The sequence below is a fragment of the Tropicimonas sp. genome, from assembly GCF_047971885.1.
Lineage (GTDB): Bacteria > Pseudomonadota > Alphaproteobacteria > Rhodobacterales > Rhodobacteraceae > Tropicimonas.
The window spans coordinates 1-20,310 of sequence record NZ_JBKEAE010000090.1 but is presented as its reverse complement, the minus strand read 5'-3'; the positions used below and the strand labels follow the sequence as shown (position 1 = coordinate 20,310).

14 protein-coding genes and 1 pseudogene are annotated in these 20,310 nt (G+C 65.8%); 5 read left to right on the top strand and 10 right to left on the bottom strand.

The window, feature by feature from the left end; translation table 11 throughout:
* From ACK5IR_RS08485 to ACK5IR_RS08465, 5 genes and pseudogenes are all read right to left on the bottom strand, one after another.
* Positions 1-937, bottom strand: a pseudogene (locus ACK5IR_RS08485) (hybrid sensor histidine kinase/response regulator); the annotation flags it as partial.
* Positions 938-1,034: 97 nt separating this feature from the next.
* Entirely contained in the window at positions 1,035-2,201 is a 1,167-nt protein-coding gene (locus ACK5IR_RS08480; RefSeq protein ID WP_416927861.1) for an RsmB/NOP family class I SAM-dependent RNA methyltransferase, read from the bottom strand.
* 96 nt (positions 2,202-2,297) lie between these two features.
* Complete coding sequence (locus ACK5IR_RS08475; protein ID WP_416927859.1) at positions 2,298-3,176, bottom strand: transglutaminase family protein; 879 nt, start codon at positions 3,174-3,176, stop codon at positions 2,298-2,300.
* A gap of 3 nt (positions 3,177-3,179) precedes the next feature.
* Positions 3,180-5,561 (bottom strand): circularly permuted type 2 ATP-grasp protein, encoded by a 2,382-nt coding sequence (locus tag ACK5IR_RS08470; protein WP_416927857.1) that lies wholly within the window; start codon positions 5,559-5,561, stop codon positions 3,180-3,182.
* A 16-nt stretch (positions 5,562-5,577) separates the two neighbouring features.
* Positions 5,578-8,928 carry a DUF2126 domain-containing protein gene (locus ACK5IR_RS08465; protein WP_416927855.1) on the bottom strand — a complete coding sequence of 1,117 codons (3,351 nt, stop codon included), beginning with the start codon at positions 8,926-8,928 and terminating at the stop codon, positions 5,578-5,580.
* 272 nt (positions 8,929-9,200) lie between these two features.
* On the opposite strand from ACK5IR_RS08465, the gene purU reads away from it, so the two are divergent.
* A complete protein-coding gene (purU, locus tag ACK5IR_RS08460) occupies positions 9,201-10,088 on the top strand; it encodes a formyltetrahydrofolate deformylase (protein WP_416927853.1) in 888 nt (295 codons plus the stop codon).
* A gap of 20 nt (positions 10,089-10,108) precedes the next feature.
* On the opposite strand, the gene ACK5IR_RS08455 is transcribed toward purU, so the two are convergent.
* From ACK5IR_RS08455 to ACK5IR_RS08435, 5 genes are all read right to left on the bottom strand, one after another.
* Complete coding sequence (locus ACK5IR_RS08455) at positions 10,109-13,261, bottom strand: efflux RND transporter permease subunit (RefSeq protein ID WP_416927851.1); 3,153 nt, start codon at positions 13,259-13,261, stop codon at positions 10,109-10,111.
* Positions 13,262-13,265: 4 nt separating this feature from the next.
* A complete protein-coding gene (locus tag ACK5IR_RS08450; protein WP_416927849.1) occupies positions 13,266-14,417 on the bottom strand; it encodes an efflux RND transporter periplasmic adaptor subunit in 1,152 nt (383 codons plus the stop codon).
* Positions 14,418-14,520: 103 nt separating this feature from the next.
* On the bottom strand, positions 14,521-15,189 hold the full coding sequence (locus ACK5IR_RS08445; RefSeq protein WP_416927847.1) for a Hint domain-containing protein: 669 nt from the start codon (positions 15,187-15,189) through the stop codon (positions 14,521-14,523).
* Positions 15,190-15,442: 253 nt separating this feature from the next.
* Positions 15,443-16,171 (bottom strand): RlmE family RNA methyltransferase, encoded by a 729-nt coding sequence (locus tag ACK5IR_RS08440; RefSeq protein WP_416927845.1) that lies wholly within the window; start codon positions 16,169-16,171, stop codon positions 15,443-15,445.
* Between the two features lie 75 nt (positions 16,172-16,246).
* The gene (locus ACK5IR_RS08435; protein ID WP_416927843.1) at positions 16,247-17,359 is read right to left on the bottom strand and encodes a Ppx/GppA phosphatase family protein; all 1,113 of its coding nucleotides are present in this window, start codon (positions 17,357-17,359) and stop codon (positions 16,247-16,249) included.
* A 226-nt stretch (positions 17,360-17,585) separates the two neighbouring features.
* Between ACK5IR_RS08435 and ACK5IR_RS08430 the strand changes: the two genes are divergently transcribed.
* From ACK5IR_RS08430 to ACK5IR_RS08415, 4 genes are all read left to right on the top strand, one after another.
* Complete coding sequence (locus tag ACK5IR_RS08430; RefSeq protein WP_416927841.1) at positions 17,586-17,882, top strand: virulence factor; 297 nt, start codon at positions 17,586-17,588, stop codon at positions 17,880-17,882.
* Between the two features lie 26 nt (positions 17,883-17,908).
* Positions 17,909-18,835, top strand: coding sequence for a methylenetetrahydrofolate reductase (locus ACK5IR_RS08425; protein ID WP_416927839.1), 927 nt, complete (start codon positions 17,909-17,911; stop codon positions 18,833-18,835).
* Positions 18,836-18,842: 7 nt separating this feature from the next.
* Complete coding sequence (locus tag ACK5IR_RS08420; protein WP_416927837.1) at positions 18,843-19,502, top strand: HAD family hydrolase; 660 nt, start codon at positions 18,843-18,845, stop codon at positions 19,500-19,502.
* On the top strand, positions 19,499-20,310 hold an 812-nt coding region (locus tag ACK5IR_RS08415), incomplete at its 3' end, for a methyltetrahydrofolate cobalamin methyltransferase (RefSeq protein WP_416927835.1). The genes ACK5IR_RS08420 and ACK5IR_RS08415, both read left to right, overlap by 4 nt.

Below are 20,310 nucleotides of genomic sequence, written 5' to 3'. Positions count from 1 at the left end.
CGAGAAGCTCGCGCGCCGATTTGTTTGCCGCCAGCAGCGTGCCCGCCCGCGACAGGTGGAGAAGGGCAACCGGGAGCCCCTCCAGCGGCCCGGACGCGCTCAGCGTCGCGGCAACCGATTGCGGCTCGTCGCCTGCCGGAATCAGGAAAACCTCCTGCCGCCCGCCAGTACTTTCGATTTCGACCACGCGAACCCGCACCGGCCCTTCGGCGCCCGACACGACATGAACGCTGTCCGGCTTGAGCGGAAGATCGGCAAAGATGCGATCGAGCGTTTTCACCCGTCCGCCGAGCAACCGGCGCAGTGCATCGTTCATGAACAGAACCGTTCCCGAGGCGCCGACCGTCATCATCGGCAGGCTGAGGGATTCGCCCCCCCGACCGGCCGGAGGGCGCTCGACCAGATCCTCCAGGCGCCAGAGAAACCTGTCCTCCCCTATTCGGTGGATGGAGAGCCGGACATGGCCGCGGCGGGTGACGATATCCTCTCGTGCGGCGCCACGCGCCTCCGCCCGGCCTTGCAGGCGCGCAAGAACCGACGCGGGATTGGCGAACAGGTCGCGCAGCGCCCGCGCCAGCGTTTCGCCGGTATCGCCGTCGTCTCCGAAACGCTCGCGTGCAGCCTGATTCCGCTGCAGGACCGCGCCGTCCGCGTCTGTGGTGAAGCTCGGCGAGGCGTCGTTTTCGATGAACGCGGCAACCGCGTCGTGCATCGTTTCGCGCGCCCTGCCGTGGCGCCGGGAAAAAAGGCTGATCAGGAATGCCATCGCGGCAAGTGTCGCACTGCCCGCCAGAAGCACAATCCCCAACTGACGATCGGGCGCATAGATAGCCGCAAGCAGCATGAGTGCCGCGAAGACCGCCAGATGAACCACACGGCCCGAGAAAGCATTGGCGGTCCGGATCACCGGATGCGGGGCGAGCGCCGGGTGCGACAAGGATTCTCTCCGTTGCGATTCGATCTCCGACATTTCGGCCCCGAAACCGTTAAACACAACTTAAGCGCCTGTCGCCAAACCTGAATGCGCGCACGGTTCAGTTGCCTTTTTCGAGTATGGCGACAAAAAAGCCATCACCGTCCGCCGAAGGCACGATCCTGCGATGCGTTTTTTCGGTCCAGCCGGGATACTGGCCGAGAAACCACTCCATCTGCGCCTCGTTCTCGCGGCGGAGCAGGGAACAGGTTACAAAGGCAAGCGCTCCCCCTGTCCTGGTCAGCTCCGCCGCTTGGCCGAGGATCGCACGCTGGGTACCGATCAGCCGGTCGAGCGCTTCCGGCGTCAGGTTCCATTTGGCTTCGGGCTGCCGCCGCCAGGCGCCGCTGCCCGAACAGGGAACATCGGCAACCACCAGCGGGAACGGCGCATGGCCTGTCAACTCGCGCGTCGGAATACAGTTGATCCGGTCCCCTGCGCGCCGTGCGCGTTCGGGCAGGTCCCGCATCCGGTTCGGGTCGATGTCGTGGGCGAGGATCGGCCGGCCGGTGCGCGCCGCGAGTGCAAGCGATTTGCCCCCGCCACCAGCACAGAGATCAAGGACCACGCCTTCGGCCGGAACCGGAATCATGTCGCAGACTGCCTGGGACGAGGCATCCTGAATTTCGATCAGACCGTCGAGAAAGAGGCGCGAGTTGCGCACCCTGCGCCCGCCGCCGGTCACCCGCAGCGCGGCGTCTGATCCGGTACAGGGTTCGGCTTCGATATCCTCCTGCGCAAGCAGCAGGCGGACGGATTCCCTGTCCGCCCTGCGCGCGTGAACCCGCAGGAACAGGTTCGCCCGCGTTTGCAGGCATTCGAGAGCCGAACGATAGCCCGGCCCCAGATCCCGCCGCAGATCGCCGGAGAGCCAATCGGGGATATCGAGGCCCTCGGCCTCGGTCAGCGGCGCCGAACACCTCTTCTCACCATCGACGAGCGGCGGCAAAGCGTGCCCTACACCGGTCAGCAGGGTTTCGGGCGCGCGGCCGGAAAGCCTCAGCAACCCGATCATCAGGCCGCGCCCGCTCTCTCCCGCGCCGGCAGCGGCGGCGGAGCGGCGGCGGCGAATGGCGTCGAACACAAGATCGCGAACCGCCGCCCGATCCCCCGACCCGGCAAAGCGGCTGCGGCGCCCCCAGTTGACAAGCGCCTTTTCCGCCGGCTCGCCCGCAAGGTAGCGGTCGAGGATGCCGGCGGCGGCGGCGATCCGGGCTTCGGGGGTCATGGTGGGCTGGCTCCGTTCGAACTGACCGGTGCAACCTATGCAGGGAGCGGAAAAACTCAACCCGCTCCGGTCTTCGCTGCCCCGCCGGGCCGGCACCTACCCGATCGGGATCACGTCGACCTTCTGCCCGGTGCGCTGCTCGCCGGACAGCCGTAACACTCCGCGAACCGGGGCCACGTCGGAATAGTCGCGCCCGCGGGCGATGACCACATGATCGCCGCCGATTTCCAGCGCGTTGGTCGGATCGTATTCGATCCAGCCCATCTCTGGCCCGCACCACGCCCGAACCCAGGCATGCATCGCATCTGCCCCTTCGAGCCGCGGCTGCCCCACCGGCGGTACGGTCCGCAGGAAGCCGCTGACATAGCCGGCCGGGATTCCAATCCCGCGCAGACAGGAGATCATGATATGGGTAAAGTCCTGACAGACACCCTTGCGCCGCTCGAAGGCGGCAATCGCCGGCGTATCGACATCGGTCGCCTCGGCATCGAAGGTGAAATCCGCATGGATCGCCTGCCCGAGCCGCCGGACGGCCTCGCAGACCGTGCCCGCCCCGCTTGTCGCCCGTCTGGCATAGGCGGACATCTCGGGGTGAAGGACGATACGGGGCGAGTTGCCAAGAAAATGGTGCGGCGAATCGAGCGACAGCGTCGCCAGCCCGGCCAGATCGCGGGCAAGACCGTCGAGATCGGGCGACATGTCCAGCAACCTTCCGGCGACCTGGCGCTCGACCCGTGCGGAAACGGCGAAGCGGCTGGCATGAAGCGGGCCGGCAAGCGCAACCTCGACTGTCTGGTTTCCGAAGAAATCCTGCCGGAACAGGCGCTCGGACGGTTCGGGCTCGATGGTAAGCGATCCCGCGATCAGCCGTTGCAGATCGGGCAGATCCGCCGGCATCAGCCGCAGCAGCTGCCGCCCCGATCCGGCCGGGCTCTGGTAGGTATATGCGATCTCCATCCGGATGTCGTAAAGCATTCCCTACCCCAGATAGGCCAGCGTCAGTTGTTCGGAGATCAGCGCAAGATCGGCGGCAAGCTGGCGGAGCCGTTGCGTATCGAGCGTGTCGGGCGTTTGCAGCGCCAGATCCGCCCGCGCCCTAAGCACCGAACGCCCCAGCGGCGACAGTTGCCGGTGGCGCCCGCTGCCGGGCAGATTTGCCAGATGCCCCTCGATCAGGTTCAACTGGCACAGGATCGCGCGCGGGTTCAACTCGTCGAGCGCAAGCAGATCGGTGACGCTTTCGCAACTGGCCGGGATCGTGTAGCGGCGATGATGGGTCATCACGCTGTCGCCGATATCCAGCACCAGATCCGGGGCGCCCTCCGGGGCGGCGGGGCTGGCAAAGGCCGCAAGCAGCCAGCACATGTTGAGCGCCCGTTCGATCGCCCGGCCGATGCTCAGGAAATGCCAGCCCTCGAACTGATACATATTGTCATGAACAAGACCGGAAAACCCGTTGATCTTGCGCAATAAAACAGACATCGCGCGGGTAGCGTCATCCCCCTCGGCCACGGCATCCGCAAAGGCGCGCGCAGTGCGCTCCAGATCGGCGAGCGCCAACGCCCCGTCGACCGAGAAACGGTCGCCGACATGGCCGGCGCTGACCGATGCGGAATGCAGCGTTTCGAGCAGGCTCTGCGGCACCGCCCGCGTTCCGGCAGAACTGCCGAACGCATCGAGGTAACCGGCGATGGCGCCGACGAGCGGGCTTTCCAGATCGCTTTCGGCCAGCCGCGCGTGATAGCCGCGCAGTACCCGTATAAGGTGTTCGGAACGCTCGACATAGCGGCCGAGCCAGTACAGGTTGTCGGCCGCGCGACTGGGCAGTGCGCCCGGAACCGTACGCAGGAACGATGCCTGCGCCGAGCGTCCGCCGCCTTCCGTCTGCCCCGCACCGGCACCGGTCACCCAGACATCCGCGACGCGGCCGCCCTGCTGCATGGTCAGCGCCGCCGTTTCCCCCTCGCGGCCGATGCGGGCATACCCGCCCGGCATCACGGTCCACCCCGCCGATGTCCGCGCCAGAAAGACCCGCATGCTCATCGGTCGCGGCACCAGCCTGCCGTCCTCGAATGCCGGCGCGGTCGACAGCGAAACCTGCTCCTGCCCGACAAGGTTCGGGCCGTTCCGCGCCAGCCAGTTGTCGAACCCGTGCGCCGGACGGCTCACCACGTCGCTTTCGTCGGCGTGGCTCGTCGAATAGGCCGAGCGGATTGTCATCGTCGCCGCATTCGCCCGGACGAACTCGCGTTCCGCCGGCTGACCGCACCACCAGGTGGCGATGTTGGGCAGGCGCAGCGGTCGCCCGTCCAGCACCTCGCTCAGCCGCGGCAGGAAGGCCATCATCGCGCGGGTTTCCAGAACGCCGGCGCCAAGCGCGTTGACCATCGTCAGGTTGCCCTCACGCACGGCGCGCAGCAGGCCCGGCGTACCGAGCCGCGATTCTCCGTTCAGTTCCAGCGGATCGACCCAGGCAGCATCGAGCCGTCGCCACAGGACCGAGACCGGCCTCACCCCGTCGATGGTGCGGATCATCAGGCGGCCATCGACAACCGTCAGATCCTCGCCCTGCAACAACGTGAAGCCGAGGTATCGGGCGATATAGGCATGTTCGAAATAGGTCTCGTTCATCGGCCCCGGCGTCAGAATCCCGACCCGGCCGTCGCCACGCACCAGCATGTCCGACAGGGAATTGCGGAAATCGTCAAAGAACCCGGCCAGCCGCGTCACACCGGCGGCGGCGAAGATGTCCGAATAGATGCGCCGCGTCGCCATGCGGTTTTCCAGCGCGAAGCCGGCACCCGAAGGGGCCTGTGTGCGATCGTCGAGCACCCACCATTCGCCGCTCGGACCCCGGCCGATATCGAAGGCGAGAAAGTGCAGGAAATACCCCGACCTTGGCCTGATACCGACCAGCGGCCGCAGCCATTCCGTGCTTCGGGCGATCAGCGAGGGCGGCAGGTGCCCATCCCGAACCAGCCGGTTGTCCGAATAGAGATCGGCGACAACCTTCTCCAGAAGGTCCGCCCTTTCGGTGAGCCCTGCCGCGATCTCGCGCCATTCGGCCCCCCCGATCAGCACCGGAACATGGCTCAGCGGCCAGTCGCGGCGGGTGGTATCCTGCGGGCCGTAGCGGCGGTAGTGCACGCCGGCATCCCGAAGGTAGCGGTCACCCAGCGACATCCGCATGGCCAGTTCGCCGTCCGGCATTTCTGCCAGCCGACGGATGAACCTGCCCCAGACCGGGCGCAGGCCACCGTCCCGCCCAAGCAACTCGTCCGGCACTCCCGGCCGCGTCGTGTAGCGCTCCAGGAAGCGGGCCATGGCGGCTTCGGCGCCCGCATCCGTTGCTGGTTCCATGACTCAAATCCCCGACTCAAATCCCTGGCGGTCGCCTCAGATCGAGCGTCATCGGAAATTCGCGATGGGGTAACTCGCCGGGCGGCAAATAGCTTCCCGGAGTATGCCCGCGCGGCTCGAAGCGGGCAAGGCGCCGCGCCTGCGCCTCGTTACCGTTCACCGGGAATGTGTCGTAGCTGCGCCCACCCGGATGGGCAACGTGATAGACACAACCGCCGAGCGCCCTGCCCGTCCAGGTATCGAAGATATCGAAGGTCAGCGGCGCGCTGACCGGCAGAACGGGGTGCAGCGCCTCGGGCGGCTGCCAGGCCTTGAACCGCACCGCCGCGACCGAAACGCCACCGGTGCCGGTTGCCTGCATCGGCAGGCGGCGGCCGTTGCAGACAACAGCGTAACGCTCGGGTTCGGTTGTGGCAAGCCGGGCCTGAAGCCGTTCGACCGAACTGTCGGTATAGCGCACGGTGCCGCCGATGGCGCCGGTCTCGCCCAGTACGTGCCACGGTTCCAGCGCCTGCCGCAGTTCCAGATGCACGCCTTCGTATTCTACCTCGCCACAGAAGGGGAAGCGGAACTCGGCCTGCGCCCGGAACCACTCGGGCTCCATCGCGAAGCCGTGTTCGCGCAGGTCGCGCAGCACATCGAGGAAATCCTCCCAGACAAAATGAGGCAGCATGAAGCGGTCGTGCAGGCGCGTTCCCCAGCGGATCGGGCTGCCGCCGAGCGGCGCGTTCCACAGCCGCGCGATCAGCGCCCGGATCAGAAGCTGCTGGGCAAGGCTCATGCGCGGATCGGGCGGCATCTCGAAACCGCGAAACTCGATCAGCCCAAGCCGCCCGGTGGGACCGTCGGGCGAATAGAGCTTGTCGATGCAGATCTCGGCCCGGTGCGTGTTGCCGGTAACGTCGATCAGGATGTTGCGCAGCAGCCTGTCGGTCAGCCATGGCGGCGGTACATCGCCCCTGTCCGGCGCGTGGATCTGCGACAGCGCGATCTCAAGCTCGTAGAGCGAATCGTGCCGCGCCTCGTCGATCCGCGGCGCCTGACTGGTCGGGCCGATGAACAGACCCGAAAACAGATAGCTCAGCGAAGGGTGCCGCTGCCAGTGCAGGATCAGGCTTTTCAGCAGGTCGGGGCGGCGCAGGAACGGGCTGTCGAGCGGCGTCGAGCCGCCGACGACCACGTGGTTGCCGCCCCCGGTGCCGCAATGGCGCCCGTCGATCATGAACTTGTCGGCCCCGAGGCGCGCAAGGCGGGCCTCTTCGTAGACCCCCAGAGTGATCGCCTTGCAATCCTTCCACGAATGTGCCGGCTGAACGTTGACCTCGATCACGCCGGGATCCGGGGCGACACGGATCAGGTTGAGCCGGGGGTCGGGGGGCGGTGCATAACCCTCGATATGGACCGGCAAACCCAGCTCCACCGCTGCGCTTTCAGCCGCCGCCACCAGTTCGAGATAATCCTCGACCCGTTCGGTGGGCGGCATGAAGACGCACAGCCTGCCGTCGCGCGGCTCGACCGACAGCGCGGTGCGCACGGTGCCGCCCGCCGTTTCCAGCACCTGCTCCTGCCGGTCCTGCCCCGGCGTATCGGCCCGGAAGACCGCCGCCTCCTGACGGTGCCCGGGACTGATCGCGGGTTCGCCCCGATGGCGGCGCCTTGATGCGAATTCCGGCAGCGGCCCGGAAATCGCCGCCGGATCGGCAGGGTAGATATAGGGATAGGCACCGGCCGCAACATGCGGCAGCGATTCCAGCGGCAGCCGGAAACCGACCGGGCTGTCACCGGGAACGAGATAGAGCTTTCCGCGCCTTGTGCGCCAAAGCTCCGACAGCCATCCCGACGATGCCCTGCCCTGCCAGCGCTGGACCGGCAGCACCATGCCGCTGGGTTCGGTCAGCCCGCGTTCGAACACGCGCGCGATACGGTGCCGCGCCTCGGGGTCTTTCAGTTCCGGGTTTTCCGGCGTCACGTTGTCGGGAAGGTTTCCCTCGCGCAGGATCCACTCGGCCGGATCCTCGTAGGCGGGTTGCACATGGCCGGGGTCGACACCCAGCTCCCCGGCCATCGCGCGCAGCAGCGCCCCGGCCTCGGCCGGGCCGGCGCCGGTTTGCGCGTCCTCTTGCGCGACAAGCGCCGCATCGTTCCAGATCGGCACCCCGTCGCGCCGCCAGTAGAGCGAGAAGGTCCAGCGCGGCAGGCTTTCGCCGGGATACCACTTGCCCTGCCCGAAATGCAGGAACCCGCCCGGCGCGAAGCGGTCGCGCAGGCGCCGGATCAGCCTGTCCGCCAGCCCACGCTTCATCGGCCCGACCGCGGCGGTGTTCCACTCGTCGCTTTCGAAATCGTCGATGGAAACAAAGGTCGGCTCGCCGCCCATGGTCAGGCGGACATCGCCCTCCTCCAGCAGCCGGTCCACCCTCCGGCCAAGTGCGTCGAGCTTTTCCCAGCTTTCTTCCGAAAACGGCCGGCTGATGCGTGGATGCTCGGCGGTGCGCGTCACGCCCATGTCGAAGGTGAAATCGACCCCGGCGGGGCTGGCCATGCCGGAAATCGGCGCTGCGTTGCGGTAATGCGGCGCCGCCGCCAGCGGAACATGGCTTTCCCCGGTCAGAAGGCCCGATGTCGGATCGAACCCGATCCACCCGGCACCGGGGATATAGGCCTCGCACCAGGCATGCAGATCGGTGAAATCGTGATCGGTGCCCGACGGGCCGTCGAGCGCCTCGATATCGGGCTTCAACTGGATCAGGTAACCCGAAACGAACCGCGCCGCGATGCCGAGGTGGCGCAGAACCTGCACCATCAGCCACGAACTGTCGCGGCACGAACCGCGCCGTGCCGTCAACGTTTCCTCCGGCGGCTGAACCCCCGCCTCCATCCGGATCACATAGTCGATCGTCCGCTCGATCCGGTGATTCAGCGCGACGAGGAAATCGACCGTCTTTGTCGTGCCGTCGCCACGGTCGGTGCTGTCGAGAAACGCCTGCATGCCCGGCCCGGCGGGCTCCGGTTTCAGATAGATTTCCAGGTCTTCCGCGATCTCTTCGGGGTAGTCGAACGGGTAGTGTTCGGCACGTTCCTCGACAAAGAAATCGAACGGATTGTAGACCGTCATGTCGGCCACCAGATCGACCTCGATCTTCAACTCGCGCACCGGCTCGGGAAAAACGAACCGCGCCAGCCAGTTGCCATAGGGATCCTGCTGATGGTTGACGAAATGGCCCGCCGGTTCGACCTTGAGCGAATGCGAGATCACCCGCGTCCGGCTGTGCGGCGCGGGTCGCAGGCGAATGACCTGCGGGCCGAGCGTTACCAGCCGGTCGTACCTGTAATGGGTCAGATGGTGAATCGCGGCTGTAATCGACATCGAACGCTCCGGTTGTTCCGGTTTTCAGGCAAGCAGACGCGCCCGGCGATGGCGAGACGGATTCGTCCGGAAGGGGGAAAATACCGGCGCCTGACCGCGGAACGGTTCCCGCACCGCACAACAAAAGGGCATGTCGTACACGATAGGAAATTCGCCGCGCCGGACGGCCCCGGCAGGGTGCGATTTTCGCCTCCGGCGCAATATTTTCGCCTTTCGGCACCCGCACGGGCGCGGCAGGTTCGCCAAAACGAATGACCAAGGATTGCCGACACATGAACCGCCACGCCCTGACCGTGAGATGCAACTCGGAAATCGGCGTTGTCGCCGCGATCGCCACCTGTCTGTCCGACAGGGGATGCAACATCACCGATTCGGCCCAGTTCGACGACATGGAAACCGGCAGGTTCTTCATGCGGATCAGTTTCACCAGCCCCGAAGGGGTAACGCCGGCCGGCCTTGACGAGAGCTTCTCGGCCGCCATGGCGCCGTTCGAGACCGAAAGCCATGCCTTTCACGACGAAGACAGCCGGATGAAGGTTGTCATCATGGTCTCGCGCTTCGGCCATTGCCTGAACGACCTGCTCTATCGCTGGCGGATCGGCGCGCTGCCCATCGACATCGTTGCAGTGATCTCGAACCACCTCGATTATCAGAAGGTGGTGGTCAACCACGACATCCCCTTTCACTACATTCGCGTCACCAAAGAGAACAAGGCCGCAGCCGAGGCGCGGCAGATGGAGATCATCGACGAGACGGGAGCCGAACTGGTGGTGCTGGCGCGCTACATGCAGGTGCTGTCCGACGAGATGTGCAGACGCATGTCGGGGCGGATCATCAACATCCACCATTCCTTCCTGCCGAGTTTCAAGGGCGCCAATCCCTACAAGCAGGCCTACGAGCGCGGGGTGAAACTGATCGGCGCAACCGCGCATTACGTGACCGCCGACCTCGACGAGGGACCGATCATCGAACAGGACACGGTGCGCGTGACCCATGCACAATCGCCGGCCGATTACGTCAGCCTCGGGCGCGACGTCGAAAGCCAGGTGCTGGCCCGCGCGATCCACGCCCATATCCACCACCGGGTTTTCCTCAACGGCAACCGCACCATCGTGTTTCCGGCCAGCCCCGGTTCATTTGCATCCGAACGCATGGGCTGAACACGACACCCCGGATTCGATCAGCCGGCGGACCCGGTATCGCCGGACGCCCCGGACCCGGAGCGCCCGCCAAGCCGCTTGATCCATTCGCGCAGCGTTTGCAGCACCACATAGAGGACCGGCACCAGCACGACGCCCAGCACCGTCGCCGCCAGCATGCCGCCAAAGACCGCAACGCCGATGGCACGCTGGCTGGCCGCGCCCGCGCCGCTGGCCGTCAGCAGCGGCACCACACCCAGCAGAAACGACAACGCCGTCATCATCACGGCGCGAAAGCGCTGGTAGGCGGCCTCGACCGCCGCTTCGCGGATCGGCATGCCCTGTGCGCGCAGTTCCATGGCAAATTCGACGATCAGGATCGCGTTCTTGGCCCCCAGCCCGACCAGCATGATCATGCCGATCTGGGTATAAAGGTTGATGTCGCTTCCCGTCGCCGCAACCGATGCAACAGCCCCGAGCAACGCCACCGTGACCGAAAGCAGGATCGCCGCCGGCATGGTCCAGCTTTCGTATTGCGCGACCAGAAACAGATAGCCGAACAGGATGGCCATGATCAGGATCACCTGCACCAGCCCCTGCGAGGAAAGCTGCTGCTGGGCGGTTCCGGTCCATTCGTAGCCGAAGCCCGGCGGCATCGCGCTGGCCGCGACCTCCTCCATGACACGGATCGCATCGCCGGTCGAAAGCCCCTCGGCGGGAATTGCGGTGACGGTTGCCGAGCGGAACATGTTGTAGCGGTTGAGCAGCACCGGCCCCAGCACGCTTTCCACATCCAGCAGCGTCCCGAGCGGTACCATCTCGCCGCTGACCGATCGCACGTAAAGGCGGGAAATATCCTCCACCCTGCTGCGATAATCGCCGTCCGCCTGGATCATAACCTTGTAGACGCGCCCGAACAGATTGAAATCGTTTACATAATATGATCCCAGGTAAGCCTGCAAGGTCTGGAAGACCTCGGAGATCGGCACGTTGAGCGATTTCGCCTTCTCGCGGTCGAGATCGACAAAGACCTGCGGAACGTTGGCGCGGAACGTGGTATAGGCCTGCGCGATCTCGGGCCGCTGATTGGCCGCATAGACCAGCCCGCCAAGCGCCGCGGCAAGGTCCTGCGCCGACCCGCCGCCGGTTTGCTGCACCTTCATCTCCACCCCCGCCGACAGGCCCAGCCCCGATATCGGCGGCGGATTGAAGGCGATGATGCTAGCGGCGGCCTCGTCATAGCCGATCTCGTTGATCTCCCGCAGGATCGCCGCGGCACCCAGATCGGGCGCCTTGCGGTCGTCCCACGGTTCGAGGTTGACGATGACCATCGCGCCGTTGGCGCCTGAGCCGTTCAGCAGGCTGAAGCCGTTGACCAGAACGGTGCTGGACACGCCGGGCAGCGCCTCGATCCGGGCGTTGACCCGCGCGGTGACCACCTCGGTCCGGGCGAGTGCCGCGGCATCGGGCAGTTGCACGTCGACGAAGAGAACGCCGTTGTCCTCGGTCGGGATGAAGCCCTTGGGGGTGTTGACGAAAAGCAGACCGATGGCGAGGAACACCGCCGCCAGGACCGCGATGCTGACCAGCGCGATGCGGGCAAAGCGGCGGACCAGCGCCGTATAGCCGTCACGCACGTTGCCGATCGCCCTTTCGAATACCGCCAGCAGCCCTTTGGGCGGGCCGCCGCGCGGTTTCAGAACGATGGCGCAGAGCGCCGGCGAAAGTGTCAGCGCGTTGATGGACGAGATTGCCACTGCCACCGAGATGGTGATGGCGAATTGCGAAAACAGGCGCCCGGTGATGCCCGGCATGAAGGTCACCGGCACGAAGACGGCCAGCAGAACCAGGGTCGTGGCGATGATCGGGCCGGTAATCTGACCCATCGCCCGGGCCGTCGCCTCGGGCGGCGACAACCCCTCTTTTGCAATCAGATCCTCGACGCTCTCGACCACGACGATGGCATCGTCGACCACGATGCCGATGGCGAGCACCAGCGCGAACAGCGAGATCGTGTTGAGCGTCATGCCAAAGGCGAGCAGGAAGGCGAAGGTGCCGATCAGCGATACCGGGATCGCGACCATCGGAATCACCGTCGCCCGCCACGAGCCGAGGAAGACAAAGACCACCGACATGACCAGAACGAATGTCAGCAACAGGGTCGATGTCACGTCCTTGAGCGATTGTTCGACGAAATCGGTCGACCGGTAGGGAATGGCATAGGCCACGTCGTCGGGAAACTGCCGCGACAGCCGTTCAAGCTCGGCCGTCACCCCCTCGGCCACGGCAAGCGCGTTTTCGCCCGGGGCCTGATAGATCGCGATCACGGTCGAGGGGTGGCCCTCGAACCGGCCCGAGGCGTTGTAATAGCTCGCGCCAAGCTCGACCCGCGCCACATCGCGGATGCGGACGATCGAGCCCGCCGCGCCGGTGCGCACGATGATGTCGCGAAACTCCTCCACGCCGGTCAGCCGGCCGGTGGACTTGACGGTGTACTGGAACTGCTGTTCGGGCGGCGCCGGCGGTGCGCCGATCTGGCCGGCCGAGACCTCGAGGTTCTGCTCGCGTATCGCGGCGATCAGATCGCCCGGCGTGATGCCGAGGCTGGCCATGCGGTCGGGATCCATCCACATGCGCATCGCATAGGCGAAATCGGTCAGCACCGACGCCTCGCCCACGCCCTCGATCCGCGCCAGCGCATCCCGCAGGTTGATCGTTGCATAGTTCGACAGGAAGATCTCGTCGTAGGTCCCGCCGGGCGAATAGAGCGTGACCGTCAGCAACATGTTGGTCGAGGATTTCCGGGTGACGACGCCGGCATTGTTGACCTCGGTCGGCAGGCGCGAGGTCGCCTGCGCCACCCGGTTCTGCACGTTGACCGAGGCGATATCGGGGTCGGTGCCGACATCGAAGGTCACCGCCAGCGAATAGGAGCCGTTGTCCGACGAATCCGACGACATGTAGATCATGTCGTCGACACCGTTCACCTGCGCCTCGATCGGGGCAGCGACGGTGTTTTCCACCGTCTCGGCGTTGGCGCCGGTATAGCTGGTCGAAACGCGTACCACCGGCGGCGTGATATCGGGGAACTGCTCGACCGGCAGAACCGCATAGGCGATCAGCCCGAGCAGCGTGAGCAGGGTCGAGATGACGATCGCCATCTTGGGGCGGCGGATGAAGACGGTCGAGATCATCGCCTTACTCCGCGCCGGCTTCGGCGGGCGCCGCAGCGAGAACCGACTCGACGGTAACGCCGGGGCGAACCCGTTGCAGCCCCTCGACGATCACCGCCTCGCCTTCCTGCATGCCGTCGTTGACCACAACAGCGGCCTCGACCTGGCGGCCCAGGGTGACATAGCGCTGCTCGACCCGCTGATCCTGCGTCACCACCAGCACGAAATCGCCGCGCTGGTCGCGCTGAACCGCCGCCTGCGGGATCAGCAGCTTCACCTCGGGTGCGAGCGCCTGGATGGAAACTGTCAGATAGGCGCCGTCGAGAATGACCCGGTGCTCGTTCGCGAATTCCGCCCGGAGCGTGATGGTGCCGGTGGCCGGGTCGATGCGGTTGTCGACAAAGACCACCTTTCCGGGCTCTTCCAGCCGCTCGCCATTCGGCAGGGTGACGAAAACATCGGGAGTCCTGCCGGAACCGGCAAGCTCGGCCGCGCGCGCGCCCGCCCGTTCCAGAACGGTCAGAAACTGCTTTTCGGACAGGGAAAAGGCAACCTGCATCGGTCTTTCGCGCACCAGCGTCACCAGTGGCCCGGTGGTCGGCCCGACGATATCGCCGATGCTGTGCCGGCCGGTTCCGACCCGCCCGGCGAAGGGGGCGGAGATTTCGGTATAGCTCAGGTCCAGTTCGGCGGTGCGGATCGCCGCGCGGGCGGCCTCGACCTCGGCTTCGGCAATGCGGTGATTGGCGCGCGCCACATCTGCCTCGCTTGCCGGGGTTGCCTCGCGACGGACAAGCTCTTCGGTGCGCGCAAGCTCGATCGCGGCAAGTTCGCGGTTCGCCTCGGCACGCGCCAGATCGGCCCGGCGCGCTTCGAGGGATGCGTCGTAGGCATCGGGTTCGATCCGGTAGAGCGATTGTCCGGCGTCGACCGTGGCACCGTCGGCCACGGCCGATTCCTCGAGAAAGCCGGCAACCCGCGCGACGATATCCACCTTGTCGACGGCCTCGGCCCTGCCGATGAAACTGACCTCGTCGATCAGTTCGCGCGAATAGGCCGCCGCGACCGTGACCTTCGGCGCCGGCCCGTCCTGGGCAAAGACAGCATCGGGCGCGGTGAACAGGCAGATACCGAAAATCAGCGCAAACGACGCCGGACGGGCGGAAATGGACGGCATGGGCGGAAACCTCGCTGCAAACGGACCTTGCCACGCTGGTGCGCAGGACTGTGCGCACCATATCGTGTGTTCGGGCCGGCACAAGCCGCCAGATCCCGCGCCGTTATTCGGCCAGAAGCGTCCGCACCATCCGCCCCGGGGCGCTCGGGCGTCCGTGCAGCGGGATTACCCGGCCATCCTGCCCGCCCGGTTCCGGAAACAGCAGGTGGCGGCATGGGCCAAAGTCGAGCGGCGTGAAGAAATCGGATATCCGCGCACTTCCGGTAAGCTCTGCCGTCGGACAGTGCATCAGCACCCCGGTATTGGCGAAAACAACCTCCTCATCGTCGAAAATCAACGATACCGCCGTCATCGGCTGCATGCTTTCGCGGCACCGGATGCCGCGCCAGCCGTCGAGTGCCCCGGCCGGCACCAGCACCAGCGGCGCCCCGAACGCGCTGTCGGCCTCAGCCAGATCGAGCAGCACCCTCTGTTCGGCCAGCAGTTCGAGGTCAGAGCAATTGTCGAGCGCACCGGCAGGCACATGAACGATGTTCATCCCCTGCCCCAGCAGATGCTCCAGCGGCCTATGACATACCCTCCTGACCGCGCGCGAACCTCCGTCGAAGGTCTGCACCATGGTGCCGGGCAACACGTCCTCGACCGGGCTCCAGCCGCGACCGGTTTCGACCATCGTCCCGGCGAGAATCCCGCCGGCGGATACAGGACCAGCAGAACCCATCATCGCGCCGCCCGAAGCGTTGCGGCGTTGAAAGCAGGCCTGATCGACCATGGCGTCGTCCTATTCCGCGGGCATTCCGGAGCACGATCTCTCCGGAGCCAGACAGACAGGAAACAACGCCGCGAAACCGGCATATTCGCGTTCATTCTGGGGCAATGTCCCTTGGATGTGTCAAATTTCATCGGATCGAAAAATTTCCGGATCGAGCATATACAATCTGCACCCTCCCGGCACGAAACCGCCGGTCGGATTCGGGGCAAGAGCTTCGCGGCAGTTGTCGCTCCGCGCGGGCCCGGACCTCAGCCTACGATAATTGCTCGTCTTTTTCGCCGCCAGTACGGAATTCCGTCGCCACGACGAACTTTTCGGACGAATCGGCGCGACTTGCCGGTGGCTTGACATTGGCGACCCGGGCGAAACGCTGCTTGAGCAGCTTCTGCAATTCGCCCTCGGCCCCGCCGGCGAGCACCTTGGCCACGAAGGTTCCGCCCGGCGCGAGGACCTCGAAGGCGAAATGCGCCGCAGCCTCGCACAGGGCGATGATGCGCAGATGATCGGTCTGCTTGTGCCCCGAGGATGCCGCCGCCATGTCCGACATCACCACGTCGGCCGCACCGCCCAGCCACTCCTTCACCGTTTCGTCGGCATCATCGGCCAGGAAATCGAGCACGTGGGTTTCTGCCCCGGCGATCGGCTCCACCTCTCTGAGGTCGACACCGATCACGCGGCCAACCGCCTTGCCTGGCCGGTCACCGAGCGCATTGACCCGCGCCACCGAAACCTGGCACCATCCCCCCGGCGCGCAGCCGAGATCGACCACCCGCGCGCCCGGCACAAGGAAGCGGAATTTATCGTTGAGTTCCAGTATCTTGTAAGCCGCACGCCCGCGATACCCCTCGCGCTTCGCGCGCGCCACATAGGGATCGTTCAACTGCCGCTCCAGCCAGCGCGTCGAACTGAGCTTGCGGCCACGCGCGGTCTTTACCTTGACCTTCAGGTCGCGCTGTCCGCGTCCGCTCGTCTTCTTCGCCATGGTCGAATCCCGTCGTGCCGCCGCCAAACTGCGGTGTCCTCTATGTCAGGGGGGCGGCGAACGGAAGCCCGCGCCTCAGAATGGGCCGTCTTCCAGAACCCCGTCCGAGGACATCTGCGCATAGAGCAGCCCCTCGCGCAGGCCGCGGTCGGCAACCGAAAGCCGGTCGGTCGGCCAGATGCGCATCAGCGCCTGGAGGATAGCCGACCCCGACATTATGAGCTCCTGCCGGTCCTTGCCGATGCGCGGGTCGGCGCGGCGGCCGGCCTCGCCCAGCTTCAGGTAATCGTGGATCACCGCGTCGATCTGATTGGAGGTCATGCGCAACCCGTCGACCTTGGTCCGGTCGTAGCGGCGCAGGCCCAGATGGCTGGCGGCGACCGTCGTCACCGTGCCCGAGGTACCGATGATCTGGAACCCCTCGCGCGCCTGTTGCCGGGCATAGGGCAGGAAATCGGCCAGTTGTTCCTCGAAATACCAGCTCATCAGCGCGAAGCGCCCGGCGTCGTCCTCGACATCGCGGAACTGGTCCTTCAGCGTCGCCACACCGAGCGGCACGGATATCCAGTCCACCACCTTGGCGCGGGGAAACGGATGATCGGCGCTGTCGAACCCCTTGTGCAGCCGCATGATCGAACGCGCCCGTTCCGGGCCCGGAACGCGGGTCAGGTCGATCCAGACCAGTTCGGTCGAGCCGCCGCCGATATCGACCACCAGAAGCTGTTCGGTCCGGACCGAAACCAGCGGCGCGCAGGAGACGACGGCAAGGCGTGCCTCTTCCTCGGGTTTGATGATCTCGAGCACGAGCCCGGTTTCCCGGCGCACGAGGCGCATGAAATCGCGGGTGTTCCCGGCACGGCGGCAGGCCTCGGTCGCCACCAGCCGCATTCGCTGCACCTTGTGTTTCTGGAATTTCGCCTTGCAGATCTTCAGCGCCTGCACCGTGCGCGCCATCGATGAGCGCGACAGCCGCCCCGACGCTTCGAGCCCGGCGCCAAGCTGAACCGATTTGGAAAAGCTGTCGACCACATGGAACTGGCTGCCCTTGGGCTGAGCGATCAGCATACGGCATGCGTTCGTACCCAGATCGAGCGCCGCATAGGGCGCGACCGGATCTATCGATGTTGGCGCGGTGGTTACAACCGGCTTCGGGAACGCGCCCGCACCTTTGGGACGCCTGGGCGTCATGTCACGCCCTCCATAAGAGTTGTTCCAAACGTAGCCCCGACATGTCGTTCCCGCAAGAGGCGCAATCGGCAAAGTCGTTTGACCGGCATGGAAATTCTGCCCCTCCCGACCGGCGCGCCCGGCATCTGGCAGGCCGAAGTCGCTGACGTTGCCGAAGATGTCGAAAATCGGCCCCTGCCGGCGGTCCGCGCGGCGTAGAGGTGAGAAAACAGGGTCAGGAACGCGGATGCCCGAAGTCACCATCGTCTATTGGCGCGACATTCCGGCGCAGGTCATCGTCGGCAAGGGACGGCGCGGCGCCAAGCGCCCGCTGCCCGAACGGTTCGAGCAGGCGATCGACCGTTGCGCAATGGCCATCGGCGCGAAGGAGACGGATGCCTACCTTGCCGAATGGCGCAAGGCCGCCGCCTATCCGCTGGATGGCGACCCCGAGGATATCGCCGCGCTGGAAGCGGCGCGGATCGACGAGGAATACGACGCCGCCCGCCTGAGGGCGCTGATCGACAACGGCGGATGGGATTGACCCTGTCCCGGATCAAGGAGGCCGCGATGGCATTGCTACCGTTCCGCAAACGGGCCACCACCCCCGACAGCACCGCCGCGCTTGCGGGTTTTCTGCACGGGTTCTCGATCGAGGTGATGCCGCGCACCGCCGCAAAAATCGAAAACCTCGGCGCGCTTCTTCCCAAAGGTACCCGCGTCTACATTGCCCATATCGACGGTACGACGATCGACGACATGGTGGCGACCGCCCGGCGGCTTTCGGGCGAAGGCGTGCAGGTGATGCCGCATTTTCCGGCACGGATCATCCGCGACCGCGCCGTGCTGGAGGACTGGATCGCCCGCTATCAGGGCGAAGCCGGGGTCAGCCAGGCGCTGCTGCTTGCCGGCGGCATCGACACACCGCGCGGCGATTTCCATTCCTCAATGCAACTGCTCGAAAGCGGCCTGTTCGACAAGGCGGGTTTCACCCGCCTTCATGTTGCCGGCCACCCTGAGGGCAACCGCGATATCGACCCCGGCGGCGGGATGAAGAACGTCACCGAGGCACTGCGCTGGAAGCAGGATTTTTCCAGCCGCACCGATGCGCAGATGGCCATCGTCACCCAGTTTGCCTTCGAGGCCGCGCCGATCATCCACTGGGCGGACGGCCTGAAAGCCGCCGGTATCGACCTGCCGGTCCATATCGGTGTGGCCGGCCCCGCCAAATTGCAGACGATGATCAAGTATGCGGTTGCCTGTGGCGTCGGCCCCAGCCTGCGCGTACTTCAGCGGCGCGCCAAAGACGTGACCAAGCTGGTCAAGCCGTTCGAGCCGACCGAGGTGCTGAGCGACCTGGCCCTGCACAAGGCGGCAAATCCGGATTTCAACATTGAGCAGGTGCACTTCTTCCCGCTTGGCGGTATCAAGGCCGCGGCCGAATGGGCGGCCGAACATGGCGCGCCGGGAAACCGCGCCGCCGTGGCTACCTGCTGAGAGACGCATGACAACCGCACTGCTGTTCGACCTCGACGGAACGCTGATCGATTCCGACCCGCTTCATGCCGCCGTCTTTTCCGACATGTTCGCCGCGCGCGGGCGGGTCGTCGATTTCGATTTCTATCGCCAGAACATCCATGGCCGGCTCAACAAGGACATCTTCGAATCCCTCTGCCCGGGCGAGGATGCCGTGGCCCTGGGCATCCGCAAGGAAGACGAATACCGCCGCCGCATCGGCACGACCCATCCGATGATCGCAGGTGCCGGCGCGCTGTTCGATCTTGCCGGCCGGATGGGGTGGAAAACCGCCGTCGTCACCAATGCGCCGCGCGACAACGGCGAGGCGGTCGTGCGCGCGCTCGGCATTGCCGACCGGATCGACGCGCTGATCATCGGCAGCGAATGCCCCCGCGCCAAGCCCCACCCCGACCCCTATGTCGAGGGGCTGCGCCGGCTTGGCGCCGATGCCGCGAGTTCGCTTGCCTTCGAGGACAGCCCGCCGGGTGTCGGCGCCGCCGTCGGCGCCGGGCTGACCACCCTCGCGGTGCGCTCGATGCTCGACGACGCGACCCTGCGCGCGGCGGGCGCGACCGCGACGATCGCCGATTACAACGACCCAGCACTGACACCGTTCCTGGAACGCCTGAAGGGGAAGGCCGCATGACCCGTACTATTATCGAAAGCAAGACCAAGACCGTCACCATCGGCGTCGACGAACCCTTCTGCGTCATCGGGGAGCGCATCAACCCCCCCGGGCGCAAGAAGCGGGCCGCAGAACTGGAGGCGGGCGATTTCTCGACCGTCGAAAGGGACGTGCTGGAGCAGGTCGCCTGCGGGGCGATGGTGCTCGATGTGAACGCGGGCGTCGTCTACAATTCCAACCCCAACCCGAACGAAACCGAGCCGCCGCTGATGCGCAGGGTGTTGCAAACGGTGATGGCGCTGACCGACACGCCGCTGTGCATCGATTCATCGGTTCCCGGCGCGCTCGAGGCGGGGCTCGAAACGGTCGAGGGGCGGCCGCTGCTCAACTCCGTCACCGGCGAGGAGGAGCGACTGGAACGTGTCCTGCCGCTGGTCAGGAAGTACAACGTGCCGGTCGTCGCCATTTCGAACGACGACACCGGGATTTCCGAAGACCCCGACGTGCGCTTTGCCGTGGCAAAGCGGATCGTCGAACGCGCCGCCGATTTCGGCATCCCGGCGCACGATATCGTGGTCGATCCGCTGGTCATGCCGGTGGGGGCGATGGCAACCGCCGGCCAGCAGGTCTTTGCGCTGGTCCGCCGGCTGCGCGACGAACTGGGGGTCAATACCACCTGCGGCGCGTCGAACATCTCGTTCGGGCTGCCCAACCGGCACGGCATCAACGCCGCCTTCCTGCCGATGGCGATCGGCGCCGGCATGACCTCGGCAATCATGAACCCGGTCCGTGCCGGCGAAATGGAGGCAATCCGCGCCGCCAATTTCCT